Raw genomic sequence first — 13,126 nt, 5'->3', positions numbered from 1 at the left:
TGTGATCAACACACTCACGTCGCTGCTACAGGCAGCCGGTATTTCCCTCTCCGATCAACAAAAACAGCAGCTGGTTGCCTATGTCGGCCTGCTGGATAAGTGGAACAAAGCCTACAATCTGACATCAGTGCGCGATCCGCAGCAGATGCTGGTACGCCATATCCTCGACAGCATCGTGGTGGCGCCGCATCTGCAAGGCTCACGTTTCATTGATGTGGGAACCGGACCAGGACTGCCTGGCATTCCGCTGGCTATCGTGATGCCTGATGCGCACTTTACGTTGCTCGACAGCCTGGGCAAGCGGGTGCGTTTCCTGCGTCAGGTTCAGCATGAGTTAGGACTCACTAACATTACTCCGGTGCAGAGCCGGGTTGAGGCGTTCCCGGCTGAGCCGCCCTTTGATGGCGTGATCAGTCGTGCATTTGCCTCGCTGACCGACATGGTGAACTGGTGTCATCATCTGCCGGGAAGAGAAGGGCGCTTCTTCGCGCTGAAAGGCGTGCGTCCGGACGATGAAATTGCGGAGTTACCGGCAGGCTACGTCTCTGATGCTGTGATTAAGTTGCAGGTACCGCAGCTAGAAGGTGATCGCCACCTGGTCATTCTTCGTCACCAATAGGCTTTCGACTGGCAGAGATTTAGCGTTTATCTGCCAGTGATTTTCGTCAGTTCCGGGATGAAAAAAGTGCAGATGATGCGCTATCAATAAAAGATTTTGATTAAGCCCTGGCTGACCGAAGGTTAAAACGCTGACGGAAATTATCCGAAAAGCTCTGTTACATTTAACGTTTAATTCACATTCAGTTATCAGAAATATCACTTGTATAGGCGGGTCGCTGAATAAAAGTAGTCACGGCAGAAAATATATCGCGGTAATAACTTTGCGTGCGTAATATCAATTACACGATTCTTAAGCACAGTTCGATGTCAATAGCGTGTTTTCTGTGAAAATAGTCTTGCAGATGCATTTTTATAATTTCAATGCTTTGATTTTATTGAGTTAATTTGTAATACAGATTGTTCTTAAATAGCGCGAAGATAAAACTCAGTGTAGTGAAAGTGCTTATTATGTGATCTAAAGCACGCTTTAAAAGCAAGTTGCGAGGGAATTTTCAGTCAGATTAGGGTGAATCTCTGCAGGGTAATCTTTGGAAAAATAGCCCTCCGGAAAGAAATTTAAATAATTGTTCACCTTTTCGCTACTTACCGATTGAAATCGCAGGTGCGGCCCGTATAATTTGCACGGCTTTTGCTGCTTGACTCAACTGCGCAAAGGCAGTCTTATACGACACGCGACATACCCCTAACGGGGCAGGAGAGTATCAGCGTCATGTCAGTGTCTCTTTACAGTGTAAAATACGCCCGAACGGTGCTGATGATTCAGCTGGTGACGATAGTCATCATCGGTGCACTCTTTGCTCTTAAAGATGTCATCTGGGGTCTCTCTGCTCTTGCTGGCGGTGCGGCAGCCTGGCTGCCAAACGTATTGTTTTTGTTTTTAGCCTGGCGCCTGCAGGGGCAAACCCCAGCTTCGGGGCGAGTCGCGTGGAGCTTCGCTTTGGGTGAAATAGCCAAAGTGTTTGCGACCATCATTTTGCTCATTGTGGCGTTGGGTCTATTCGGAGCGGTTTTCTGGCCGGTCGGAATAACCTGGTTATCGGTGCTGGTGGTACAAATGCTGGCACCGGCGGTAATTAACAACAAAGGGTAAGAGGCATCATGGCTGCAGGAGAAATCTCTACTCCGCAAGAGTACATTGGTCACCACCTGACTCATCTTCAGTTGGACCTGCGTACCTTCGAGATAGTGAATCCGCACGACGCTCCCGCGACGTTCTGGGTATTAAATATCGATTCCATGTTTTTCTCTATGGTGCTGGGAATCATCTTCCTGGTGTTGTTCCGTAGCGTGGCAAAATCTGCCACCAGCGGTGTGCCAGGGAAAATGCAGGCGGCTATCGAACTGGTTGTCGGTTTCGTCGATAGTAACGTGCGCGACATGTATCACGGTAAGAGCAAACTTATCGCCCCGCTGGCTCTGACAATCTTTGTCTGGGTCTTCCTGATGAACTTCATGGATCTGCTGCCAATCGACTTGCTGCCATATATTGGCGAGCACGTATTGGGGTTACCGGCGCTGCGCGTCGTACCGTCTGCAGACGTGAACATCACGCTATCTATGGCGTTGGGCGTATTTATTTTGATTCTGTTCTACAGCATCAAAATGAAAGGCATTGGCGGCTTCACTAAAGAGCTGACGCTGCAGCCTTTTAACCACCCGATCTTCATCCCGATCAACCTGATTCTGGAAGGTGTGAGCCTGCTGTCTAAGCCTGTATCACTGGGTTTACGACTGTTCGGCAACATGTATGCGGGTGAACTGATCTTTATCCTTATTGCCGGTCTGTTGCCGTGGTGGTCGCAGTGGGTGCTGAATGTGCCGTGGGCCATTTTCCACATCCTGATCATTTCGCTACAGGCTTTCATTTTCATGGTCCTCACGATTGTCTATCTGTCGATGGCATCTGAAGAACATTGATTTTTTTCTCAACACTACTTTCCCTCTTGATTTCGGGTTGCAGCGCACACCGCTGAAGCCCGGAAGATGAAGGGAGCATTTAACTGAAACAAACTGGAGACTGTCATGGAAAACCTGAATATGGATCTGCTGTACATGGCTGCCGCTGTGATGATGGGCCTGGCGGCAATCGGTGCTGCGATCGGTATCGGCATCCTCGGAGGAAAATTCCTGGAAGGCGCTGCTCGTCAGCCTGACCTGATTCCTCTGCTGCGTACGCAGTTCTTTGTTGTAATGGGTCTGGTGGATGCAATCCCGATGATCGCTGTTGGTCTGGGTCTGTACGTGATGTTTGCTGTCGCCTAAAGCCCTGTGTTCACTCAGCGCACAATGTGCAAGGGTGAACGGATTCTGCCGCTTATCGTTGATAACGGCAGAAAAGTTAAATACTCAATCTAGAGGCATTGTGCTGTGAACATTAATGCAACAATCCTCGGCCAGGCTATCGCGTTCATCCTGTTTGTCGCGTTCTGCATGAAGTACGTATGGCCGCCGCTCATGGCTGCTATCGAAAAGCGCCAGAAAGAAATTGCTGAAGGCCTTGCTTCTGCTGAACGTGCAAAGAAAGATTTGGATCTCGCGCAGGCTAATGCGACCGACCAGCTGAAAAAAGCCAAAGAAGACGCTCAGGTCATTATCGAGCAAGCGAACAAGCGTCGCGCGCAGATTCTGGACGAAGCCAAAACCGAAGCTGAAAACGAACGTAATCGCATCGTGACACAAGCGCAGGCTGAAATTGACGCTGAACGCAAACGTGCGCGTGAAGAACTGCGTAAGCAGGTCGCGTTGCTGGCTATGGCTGGCGCCGAGAAGATCATCGAACGCTCCGTGGATGAAGCTGCTAACAGCGACATCGTTGATAAACTGGTCGCTGAACTGTAAGGAGGGAGGGGCTGATGTCTGATCTGATTACTGTAGCTCGCCCCTACGCCAAAGCAGCTTTTGACTTTGCTGTTGAGCATCAAAGTATTGAACGCTGGCAACAGATGCTGGCGTTTGCCGCAGAAGTGGCTCGCAATGAACAGATGGCTGATCTTCTCTCAGGTGCATTAGCACCCGAAGCGCTGGTAGCGTCGTTTAACGCAGTCTGTGGTGATCAACTGGATGAACCCGCTCAGAACCTGATTAAGGTGATGGCGGAAAACGGACGTTTGACAGCGCTTCCGGCTGTACTGGCCCAATACATCGAACTGCGTGACGCTCATGAAGCCACCGCTGAAGTTGATGTTATCTCCGCCAGTACGCTGAGTGACGACCAGCTGAATAAAATCAGCGCCGCGATGGAAAAACGTCTGTCACGCAAAGTTAAGCTGAATTGCAAAATTGATAAGTCTGTGATGGCAGGCGTGATCATCCGTTCGGGTGATCTGGTTATTGATGGCAGCGTACGCGGCCGTCTTGACCGTCTGGCTGACGTCTTGCAGTCTTAAGGGGACTGGAGCATATGCAACTGAATTCCACCGAAATCAGCGAACTGATCAAGCAGCGCATTGCTCAGTTCAATGTCGTGAGTGAAGCTCACAACGAAGGTACGATTGTTTCTGTAAGTGACGGTATCATCCGCGTACACGGCCTGGCCGATGTCATGCAGGGTGAGATGATTGCCCTGCCGGGTAACCGTTACGCTATCGCCCTGAACCTCGAGCGTGACTCGGTTGGTGCAGTGGTGATGGGCCCTTACGCTGACCTCGCCGAAGGCATGAAGGTTAAGTGTACTGGCCGTATTCTTGAAGTACCGGTAGGCCGTGGCCTGCTGGGCCGCGTAGTGAACACCCTGGGTGCTCCTATCGACGGTAAAGGCGCAATCGACAACGACGGTTTCTCACCGGTTGAAGTCATTGCACCTGGCGTTATCGACCGTCAGTCAGTCGACCAGCCGGTTCAGACCGGTTATAAGTCGGTCGATGCGATGATTCCAATCGGCCGTGGCCAGCGTGAGCTGATCATCGGTGACCGTCAGACCGGTAAAACCGCAATGGCGATCGATGCGATCATCAACCAGCGCGACTCAGGCATTAAGTGTGTCTACGTTGCGATTGGTCAGAAAGCCTCAACCATCTCTAACGTGGTTCGTAAGCTGGAAGAGCACGGCGCACTGCAGAACACCATCGTTGTTGTGGCGTCTGCTTCTGAATCTGCTGCACTGCAGTATCTCTCTCCGTACGCAGGCTGTGCGATGGGCGAATACTTCCGTGACCGCGGTGAAGATGCGCTGATCGTATACGATGACCTTTCTAAGCAGGCTGTCGCGTACCGTCAGATTTCTCTGCTGCTGCGCCGTCCACCAGGTCGTGAAGCATTCCCTGGCGACGTGTTCTATCTCCACTCCCGTCTGCTGGAACGTGCATCACGCGTAAGCGCTGATTATGTAGAGCGTTTCACCAATGGCGCAGTGACAGGTAAAACCGGTTCACTGACCGCGCTGCCGATCATCGAAACCCAGGCGGGCGACGTTTCTGCGTTCGTTCCGACCAACGTAATCTCGATTACTGATGGTCAGATCTTCCTGGAATCGAACCTGTTCAACTCCGGTATTCGTCCGGCCGTTAACCCAGGTATTTCGGTATCCCGCGTAGGTGGTGCTGCACAGACCAAGATCATCAAGAAACTGTCCGGTGGTATCCGTACCGCGCTGGCACAGTATCGTGAACTGGCGGCATTCTCGCAGTTCGCCTCTGATCTGGATGATGCAACCCGCAAACAGCTGAGCCACGGTCAGAAAGTGACCGAGCTGCTGAAGCAGAAACAGTATGCGCCGATGTCTGTCGCACAGCAGGGTCTGGTTCTGTTCGCTGCAGAGCGTGGCTATCTGAACGACGTTGAACTGGCAAAAATTGGCAGCTTCGAAGCTGCACTGCTGGCCTTCGCCGATCGCGACCACGCTGAGCTGATGGCTGAAATCAACCAGTCGGGCAACTTTAATAACGATATCGAAGCCAAGCTGAAAGGCCTGGTCGAGACGTTTAAAGCAACCCAGTCCTGGTAATGTCTGGCGGCTTGTCTGAAAAGGCAGGCCGCAAGGCTTTGAGGAGAAGCTAATGGCCGGCGCAAAAGAGATACGAAGCAAGATTGGAAGCGTGAAAAACACGCAGAAGATCACCAAAGCGATGGAAATGGTCGCCGCCTCCAAGATGCGTAAAACGCAGGAACGCATGGCGGCCAGCCGTCCGTATGCAGAAACCATGCGCAAAGTGATTGGTCACCTTGCGTTGGGTAATCTGGAATACAAGCACCCTTACCTGGAAGAGCGCGACGTGAAGCGCGTCGGCTACCTGGTCGTTTCAACTGACCGCGGGCTTTGTGGTGGTTTGAACATTAACCTGTTCAAAAAGTTACTGGCGGATATGAAGTCCTGGTCCGATAAAGGCGTGCAGAGCGATCTGTCGATTATCGGTTCAAAAGGGGCATCATTCTTTAATGCTGTGGGTGGCAACATTGTGGCGCAAGTCAGCGGCATGGGCGATAAACCTGCTCTGTCTGATCTGATTGGCCCGGTAAAAGTGATGTTGCAGGCTTATGATGAAGGCCGCATCGACAAGCTGATGATCGTCAATAACAAATTCAATAACACCATGTCTCAGACTCCGACCATCACCCAACTGCTGCCGTTACCGCCAGCGGAAGGTGAAGAAGAGATGAAGGCGAAGACCTGGGATTACCTGTATGAACCCGATCCGAAAGCGCTGCTGGATACCCTGCTGCGTCGTTATGTCGAATCGCAGGTTTATCAGGGTGTGGTGGAAAATCTGGCCAGTGAGCAGGCCGCACGTATGGTGGCGATGAAAGCCGCAACCGATAACGGCGGAAATCTGATCAAAGAGCTGCAGTTGGTGTACAACAAAGCTCGTCAGGCCAGCATCACCCAGGAACTTACCGAGATTGTCGGTGGAGCCTCCGCGGTTTAACCAGGTTTGGAATTAGGTAGAGGATTCAAGATGGCAACTGGAAAGATTGTCCAGATTATCGGCGCCGTTGTTGACGTCGAATTCCCTCAGGACGCGGTACCGCAAGTGTACAGCGCCCTCGAGGTTATGAATGGTGATGCGCGTCTGGTGCTGGAAGTTCAGCAGCAGCTCGGCGGCGGCGTAGTACGTACCATCGCAATGGGTACGTCTGACGGCCTGAAGCGTGGTCTGAGCGTCAACGACCTGCAGAAACCGATTCAGGTACCCGTCGGTAAAGCGACCCTGGGCCGTATCATGAACGTTCTCGGCGAGCCAATCGATATGAAAGGCGAGCTGAAAGAAGAAGATGGCAGCGCAGTAGAGATCGCCTCTATTCACCGCGCCGCCCCTTCTTATGAAGATCAGTCTAACTCGCAGGAACTGCTGGAAACCGGCATCAAGGTTATCGACCTGATGTGTCCGTTTGCCAAAGGCGGTAAAGTCGGTCTGTTCGGTGGTGCGGGTGTAGGTAAAACCGTCAACATGATGGAACTGATCCGTAACATCGCGGCTGAACACTCAGGTTACTCAGTGTTTGCCGGTGTGGGTGAGCGTACTCGTGAGGGTAACGACTTCTACCACGAAATGACTGACTCTAACGTTATCGATAAAGTTGCGCTGGTCTATGGCCAGATGAACGAGCCGCCGGGTAACCGTCTGCGCGTAGCACTGACCGGTCTGACCATGGCGGAAAAATTCCGTGATGAAGGCCGCGACGTTCTGCTGTTCATTGATAACATCTACCGTTATACCCTGGCCGGTACAGAAGTTTCTGCACTGCTGGGTCGTATGCCATCTGCGGTAGGTTACCAGCCAACGCTGGCAGAAGAGATGGGTGTGTTGCAGGAGCGTATTACCTCCACCAAGACCGGTTCAATCACCTCCGTACAGGCCGTTTACGTCCCTGCGGATGACCTGACTGACCCATCACCAGCAACTACCTTTGCGCACTTAGACTCAACGGTAACGCTGAGCCGTCAGATCGCCTCTCTGGGTATCTACCCGGCCGTTGACCCGCTGGACTCTACCAGCCGTCAGCTGGATCCGCTGGTTGTCGGTCAGGAGCACTATGATGTTGCACGTGGCGTTCAGTCACTGCTGCAGCGTTATCAGGAACTGAAAGACATCATCGCCATCCTCGGTATGGATGAGCTGTCTGAAGAAGACAAACTGCTGGTGGCACGTGCGCGTAAGATTCAGCGCTTCCTGTCTCAGCCGTTCTTCGTTGCAGAAGTATTCACCGGTTCACCGGGCAAATACGTGACGCTGAAAGACACTATCCGTGGCTTTAAAGGCATCATGGAAGGTGAGTTTGACCACCTGCCAGAGCAGGCCTTCTACATGGTTGGCGCCATCGAAGAAGCCGTGGAAAAAGCGAAGAAACTGTAATAACGGTTTCCCGGGAGGAAGATTATGGCTATGACTTATCACCTGGATGTGGTCAGCGCAGAGGAGCAGTTGTTCTCTGGTCTGGTACAGAAAATTCAGGTGTCAGGTAGCGAAGGTGAACTGGGGATTTTCCCTGGCCATGCGCCGCTGCTGACTGCCATTAAGCCTGGAATGATCCGTATCGTGAAACAGCACGGCGAAGAGGAGTTTATCTACCTCTCTGGCGGCGTGCTGGAAGTGCAACCGGGCAGCAGCACCGTTCTGGCCGATACCGCTATCCGCGGTACCGATCTGGATGAAGCGCGCGCTCTGGAAGCAAAACGCAAAGCAGAAGACCATATGAACAGCAGCCACGGCGACGTGGACTATGCTCAGGCCTCTGCCGAGCTGGCGAAAGCCATTGCTAAACTGCGCGTGATCGAACTGACCAAAAAAGCGATGTAATCCAGCTTTATGCGTCATGAAATGCCAGCCCTCGGGCTGGCATTTTTTTTGTCTGCTGCGCCTGATCTGCCTGTCCGCCTAATTTCGGCCTGAGAAAAATGTAGTAATCTCAATCCCAAACCGTTTTACTTTCACCCGTAAAAATTCACTCAGGATAGTTATGTCTAACAGTGCGATGAGTGTGGTGATCCTTGCTGCTGGCAAGGGCACCCGTATGTATTCCGATCTGCCTAAAGTTCTGCATACGCTGGCAGGCAAACCCATGGTTCAGCATGTGATTGACGCGGCTAAAGGGCTGGGCGCACAGCAGGTCCATCTGGTTTATGGTCACGGCGGCGATCGCCTGAAGGCGACCCTCACTGACAGCTCGCTCAACTGGGTGCTGCAGGCCGAGCAGCTCGGCACTGGCCATGCGATGCAGCAGGCAGCGCCTGCATTCGCGGATGATGAAGATATCATGATGCTTTACGGTGATGTGCCGCTCATCTCTCAGGCGACACTACAGCGGCTGCGCGAAGCAAAACCGCAGGGCGGCATTGGCTTACTTACCGTGGTACTGGACGACCCAACCGGTTATGGCCGCATTGTGCGTGATAACGACACCATCACCGGCATTATCGAACAGAAAGATGCTAGCCCGGCGCAGCTCACCATTAAAGAGATCAACACCGGCATTCTGATCGCCAACGGCGGCGATTTAAAACGCTGGCTGGCGCAGCTCACCAACAATAATGCGCAGGGTGAGTATTACATCACCGATATTATCGCGCTGGCGCATCAGGAAGGTCGGGTGATCAATGCGGTTCATCCGGCACGCATCAGTGAAACCGATGGCGTCAATAACCGGCTGCAGCTGGCGACATTAGAGCGCACTTACCAGGCTGAACAGGCGGAAAAACTGCTGCTGGCTGGCGTGATGCTGCGCGATCCGGCCCGTTTTGACCTGCGCGGGACGCTGACGCACGGACGGGATGTTGAAATTGACACCAACGTCATTATTGAAGGCCAGGTCACGCTGGGCGCACGCGTCAGAATCGGCGCGGGCTGCATTATCAAAAACAGTGTGATTGGCGATGACTGTGAAATCAGCCCCTATTCGGTGATCGAGGATGCGAATCTCGCCACTGCCTGCACCGTCGGACCTTTTGCCCGTCTGCGTCCTGGCAGCGAACTGGCCGATGCTGCCCACGTGGGCAACTTCGTCGAAATGAAGAAAGCGCGTCTGGGCAGAGGATCGAAAGCGGGGCACCTCTCCTATCTCGGTGATGCGGAGATTGGCGACAACGTAAATATCGGTGCAGGCACCATTACCTGCAACTACGACGGTGCGAACAAATTCAAAACCGTAATTGGCGATGACGTATTTGTGGGCTCAGATACCCAGCTGGTGGCGCCGGTCAGCATCGCGGCAGGGACCACCATTGCGGCGGGCACGACCATCATGAAAGATGTGACCCAGGCCGGTCTGGTCTATAACCGTAAAGAGCAGAATCACAAAGCGGACTGGCAGCGTCCGGTGAAGAAAAAATAAATTTTTAACGGCCCGCTTTAATGCGGGCCGATGCAGTGCAGTGCCAAAACTATAATCCCCACTCTCTACAAGGCTCGGGGAACCGGCAAAGCCGGATATCAGGTCGCATGACAACAGAAGTGGCGAAAAGCCATGTAGTCAGGAAAACATCATTATGTGTGGAATTGTTGGTGCAGTAGCGCAACGTGATATCGCAGAGATTCTGCTGGAAGGTCTGCGTCGTCTTGAATATCGCGGATATGATTCGGCCGGTCTGGCCGTGGTCGATCGTCAGGGGCACGTCACGCGCCTGCGGCGTTTAGGAAAAGTGCAGAAACTGGCGGAAGCCGCTGAGCAGCAACCGCTGATTGGTGGCACCGGCATCGCGCACACGCGCTGGGCAACCCATGGCGAGCCGTCGGAAGCGAACGCGCATCCGCACGTCTCAGAGCACATCATCATCGTGCACAACGGCATCATTGAAAATCATGAGCCATTGCGTGCTGAACTGATCGCGCGCGGTTACGTCTTTGCCTCTGAAACGGACACCGAAGTGGTGGCGCATCTGGTTCACTGGGAGCAGAAGCAGGGCGGTTCGCTGCGTGAAGTCGTACTGCGTGTGATTCCGCAGCTGCGCGGTGCCTATGGCATGGTGATCATGGACAGCCGCGATCCGTCACTGCTGGTGGCGGCCCGTTCCGGCAGCCCGCTGGTGATTGGTCGTGGCATGGGCGAAAACTTTATCGCCTCGGATCAGCTGGCTCTGTTGCCGGTGACCCGTCGGTTCATCTATCTGGAAGAGGGTGATATCGCCGAAATCAGCCGTCGCGATGTCACGGTGATCGACCGTGAAGGCAACACCGTGACCCGTGCCGAGATCGAGTCGAACCTGCAATATGATGCCGGTGACAAAGGCATTTACCGTCACTACATGCAGAAAGAGATCTACGAACAGCCCATGGCGCTGAAAAGCACCCTGAGCGGTCGGTTCAGCCAGGGTCAGGTTGATCTCAGCGAACTGGGCGCGGGCGCAGAAGCGCTGCTGAGCCAGGTTGAGCATATCCAGATTATCGCCTGTGGCACCTCCTACAACTCCGGCATGGTGTCACGCTACTGGTTTGAGTCGCTGGCAAACCTGCCCTGTGATGTCGAGATTGCCTCGGAGTTCCGCTACCGCAAATCAGCTGTTCGCAAAAACAGCCTGCTGATCACCCTGTCGCAGTCGGGTGAAACGGCAGATACCCTGGCGGCGCTGCGTCTCTCTAAAGAGCTGGGCTACCTGGGCTCGCTGGCGGTCTGCAACGTGGCCGGTTCGTCACTGGTGCGGGAATCTGACCTGGCACTGATGACCAAAGCGGGCACCGAAATTGGCGTCGCCTCTACCAAAGCGTTCACCACCCAGTTAGCGGTGCTGCTGATGCTGGTGGCGAAACTGGGCCGTCTGAAAGGGATGTCAGCCGAGACTGAACATGAGATCGTTCATGCACTGCAGGCGTTGCCGAACCGGATTGAGCAGATGCTGGCGCAGGATAAGCTGATTGAGAATCTGGCGGAAGGCTTCTCTGACAAGCATCACGCGCTGTTCCTGGGTCGTGGCGATCAATATCCGATTGCCATGGAAGGGGCGCTGAAGCTCAAGGAGATCTCCTACATTCATGCGGAAGCCTACGCCGCAGGCGAGCTGAAACATGGCCCGCTGGCGCTGATTGATGCGGACATGCCGGTGATCGTGGTGGCACCTAACAACGAACTGCTGGAGAAGCTCAAATCCAACATCGAGGAGGTACGCGCACGCGGCGGACTGCTCTATGTCTTTGCCGATCAGGATGCGGGCTTCAGCGACAGTGACGGCATGAAGATTATCCCGTTGCCGCATGTCGAAGAGGTCATTGCGCCCATCTTCTACACGGTGCCGCTACAGTTACTCTCCTATCACGTCGCCCTGATCAAAGGGACCGACGTCGATCAGCCACGTAACCTGGCAAAATCGGTTACTGTGGAATAACCGGGTGGGCCCCGTCGCGGGCCCACTTTGCTCTGGCCCTCTGTCATATAACTGTCATATTTCGTACATTTCACTGTCATCAAACTGTCCTATTTTCCCTCCTGCAGCAATCACAGATTCTTACTAAAACGGCCCCAAGCCTGACTTTTCTCCCCTGGAGGGAATATGACACTGATGCGTAGCACCGTAGCCCGAATCCTCGCCACCACCTTCGCCGTAAGCGCGGTATCTGCTTTTGCGGCAACCGATCTCACTGGCGCAGGCGGGACGTTCCCGGCGCCGGTTTATGCCAAGTGGGCAGCAGAATATCAAAAAGCCACCGGTAGCAAAGTTAACTACCAGGGTATCGGTTCATCTGGCGGCGTGAAACAGATCATCGCTAAAACCGTCGATTTCGGTGCGTCCGATGCGCCAATGAAAGATGAAGATCTGCAGAAAAATGGCCTGTTCCAGTTCCCTACCGTGATCGGTGGTGTAGTACTGGCGGTTAACCTGCCGGGTATCAAGTCAGGTCAGCTGACGCTGGATGGCAAAACCGTCGGTGATATCTACCTCGGCACCATCAAAAAGTGGAACGACCCGGCGATTGCCAAACTTAACCCAGGCGTGAAACTGCCAGAGACCAACATCAACGTGGTACGTCGCGCTGACGGTTCAGGCACCTCGTTCGTCTTCACCAGCTATCTGGCGAAAGTGAACCCGGACTGGAACAGCAAAATTGGTAAAGGTAACACCGTCAACTGGCCGGTCGGTCTGGGCGGCAAAGGCAACGACGGCGTCGCCGCGTTTGTTCAGCGTCTGCCGGGTTCAATCGGCTACGTGGAGTACGCCTACGCCAAACAGAATAACCTGACCTACACCAAACTGATCGATGCCGATGGCAAAGCGGTCGCCCCAAGCGAAACCAGCTTCAGTAATGCCGCGAAAGGCGCTGACTGGAGCAAATCGTTCGCGCAGGATCTGACCTTCCAGAAGGGCGCTGATGCCTGGCCAATCTCGTCAACCACCTTTATTCTGATCTACAAAGATCAGGCTAATGCGGCCAAAGGCGCTGAAGTACTGAAATTCTTCGACTGGGCTTACAAGAGCGGCAGCAAAACCGCCACAGCGCTGGATTATGCTGCGCTGCCAGAGAGCGTGACTGAACAGATTCGCGCCGCCTGGAAAGCCAACATCAAAGACAGTTCTGGTAAAGCGCTTTATCAGTAATTGACCGACCCTGACCGGACAGCAGTCCGGTCAGACTCAACGGGCGGC

Annotated in this window: 13 protein-coding genes; all 13 read left to right on the top strand. The window is 53.6% G+C overall.

Annotation, left to right across the window (positions count from 1 at the left end):
- Position 1: 1 nt before the first annotated feature.
- The 13 genes from rsmG (at position 2) to pstS (ending at position 13,078) form a co-directional block, all read left to right on the top strand.
- The gene (gene rsmG, locus OK409_RS14310; RefSeq protein ID WP_010258859.1) at positions 2–619 is read left to right on the top strand and encodes a 16S rRNA (guanine(527)-N(7))-methyltransferase RsmG; all 618 of its coding nucleotides are present in this window, start codon (positions 2–4) and stop codon (positions 617–619) included.
- A gap of 711 nt (positions 620–1,330) precedes the next feature.
- Complete coding sequence (gene atpI / locus OK409_RS14305; protein ID WP_010258861.1) at positions 1,331–1,711, top strand: F0F1 ATP synthase subunit I; 381 nt, start codon at positions 1,331–1,333, stop codon at positions 1,709–1,711.
- Between the two features lie 8 nt (positions 1,712–1,719).
- Positions 1,720–2,538 carry a F0F1 ATP synthase subunit A gene (gene atpB, locus OK409_RS14300; protein ID WP_010258863.1) on the top strand — a complete coding sequence of 273 codons (819 nt, stop codon included), beginning with the start codon at positions 1,720–1,722 and terminating at the stop codon, positions 2,536–2,538.
- A gap of 105 nt (positions 2,539–2,643) precedes the next feature.
- The gene (gene atpE / locus OK409_RS14295; RefSeq protein ID WP_003849523.1) at positions 2,644–2,883 is read left to right on the top strand and encodes a F0F1 ATP synthase subunit C; all 240 of its coding nucleotides are present in this window, start codon (positions 2,644–2,646) and stop codon (positions 2,881–2,883) included.
- Positions 2,884–2,988: 105 nt separating this feature from the next.
- The gene (gene atpF / locus OK409_RS14290) at positions 2,989–3,459 is read left to right on the top strand and encodes a F0F1 ATP synthase subunit B (protein ID WP_003849528.1); all 471 of its coding nucleotides are present in this window, start codon (positions 2,989–2,991) and stop codon (positions 3,457–3,459) included.
- Between the two features lie 14 nt (positions 3,460–3,473).
- A complete protein-coding gene (atpH, locus tag OK409_RS14285; RefSeq protein WP_264367174.1) occupies positions 3,474–4,007 on the top strand; it encodes a F0F1 ATP synthase subunit delta in 534 nt (177 codons plus the stop codon).
- 14 nt (positions 4,008–4,021) lie between these two features.
- On the top strand, positions 4,022–5,563 hold the full coding sequence (gene atpA, locus OK409_RS14280; protein ID WP_010258868.1) for a F0F1 ATP synthase subunit alpha: 1,542 nt from the start codon (positions 4,022–4,024) through the stop codon (positions 5,561–5,563).
- Between the two features lie 52 nt (positions 5,564–5,615).
- Positions 5,616–6,482: a F0F1 ATP synthase subunit gamma gene (atpG, locus tag OK409_RS14275; RefSeq protein ID WP_031590993.1), complete on the top strand. Its 867-nt coding sequence runs from the start codon at positions 5,616–5,618 to the stop codon at positions 6,480–6,482.
- A gap of 30 nt (positions 6,483–6,512) precedes the next feature.
- Positions 6,513–7,910 (top strand): F0F1 ATP synthase subunit beta, encoded by a 1,398-nt coding sequence (atpD, locus tag OK409_RS14270; RefSeq protein WP_010258870.1) that lies wholly within the window; start codon positions 6,513–6,515, stop codon positions 7,908–7,910.
- 24 nt (positions 7,911–7,934) lie between these two features.
- The gene (locus OK409_RS14265; RefSeq protein WP_010258871.1) at positions 7,935–8,354 is read left to right on the top strand and encodes a F0F1 ATP synthase subunit epsilon; all 420 of its coding nucleotides are present in this window, start codon (positions 7,935–7,937) and stop codon (positions 8,352–8,354) included.
- A 160-nt stretch (positions 8,355–8,514) separates the two neighbouring features.
- Positions 8,515–9,885, top strand: coding sequence for a bifunctional UDP-N-acetylglucosamine diphosphorylase/glucosamine-1-phosphate N-acetyltransferase GlmU (gene glmU / locus OK409_RS14260; RefSeq protein WP_264367173.1), 1,371 nt, complete (start codon positions 8,515–8,517; stop codon positions 9,883–9,885).
- A gap of 154 nt (positions 9,886–10,039) precedes the next feature.
- Positions 10,040–11,869, top strand: a complete 1,830-nt coding sequence (gene glmS, locus OK409_RS14255; RefSeq protein ID WP_010672188.1) for a glutamine--fructose-6-phosphate transaminase (isomerizing) — start codon at positions 10,040–10,042, stop codon at positions 11,867–11,869.
- 165 nt (positions 11,870–12,034) lie between these two features.
- A complete protein-coding gene (pstS, locus tag OK409_RS14250) occupies positions 12,035–13,078 on the top strand; it encodes a phosphate ABC transporter substrate-binding protein PstS (RefSeq protein WP_010258875.1) in 1,044 nt (347 codons plus the stop codon).
- Positions 13,079–13,126 lie beyond the last annotated feature (48 nt).

Origin of the sequence: Pantoea sp. RG18 (assembly GCF_025910075.1) — a bacterium.
GTDB classification, from domain to species: Bacteria; Pseudomonadota; Gammaproteobacteria; order Enterobacterales; family Enterobacteriaceae; genus Pantoea; species Pantoea agglomerans.
The sequence above is the reverse complement of the archived record's forward strand: the minus strand, read 5'-3'. Positions and strand labels throughout refer to the sequence as shown.

Bases quoted from the DNA above. Each gene is read 5' to 3' on its own strand.
- atpI (WP_010258861.1), top strand. From the start codon at position 1,331: ATGTCAGTGTCTCTTTACAGTGTAAAATACGCCCGAACGGTGCTGATG.
- atpB (WP_010258863.1), top strand. From the start codon at position 1,720: ATGGCTGCAGGAGAAATCTCTACTCCGCAAGAGTACATTGGTCACCAC.
- atpE (WP_003849523.1), top strand. From the start codon at position 2,644: ATGGAAAACCTGAATATGGATCTGCTGTACATGGCTGCCGCTGTGATG.
- atpH (WP_264367174.1), top strand. From the start codon at position 3,474: ATGTCTGATCTGATTACTGTAGCTCGCCCCTACGCCAAAGCAGCTTTT.
- atpA (WP_010258868.1), top strand. From the start codon at position 4,022: ATGCAACTGAATTCCACCGAAATCAGCGAACTGATCAAGCAGCGCATT.
- atpG (WP_031590993.1), top strand. From the start codon at position 5,616: ATGGCCGGCGCAAAAGAGATACGAAGCAAGATTGGAAGCGTGAAAAAC.
- atpD (WP_010258870.1), top strand. From the start codon at position 6,513: ATGGCAACTGGAAAGATTGTCCAGATTATCGGCGCCGTTGTTGACGTC.
- OK409_RS14265 (WP_010258871.1), top strand. From the start codon at position 7,935: ATGGCTATGACTTATCACCTGGATGTGGTCAGCGCAGAGGAGCAGTTG.
- glmU (WP_264367173.1), top strand. From the start codon at position 8,515: ATGTCTAACAGTGCGATGAGTGTGGTGATCCTTGCTGCTGGCAAGGGC.
- glmS (WP_010672188.1), top strand. From the start codon at position 10,040: ATGTGTGGAATTGTTGGTGCAGTAGCGCAACGTGATATCGCAGAGATT.
- pstS (WP_010258875.1), top strand. From the start codon at position 12,035: ATGACACTGATGCGTAGCACCGTAGCCCGAATCCTCGCCACCACCTTC.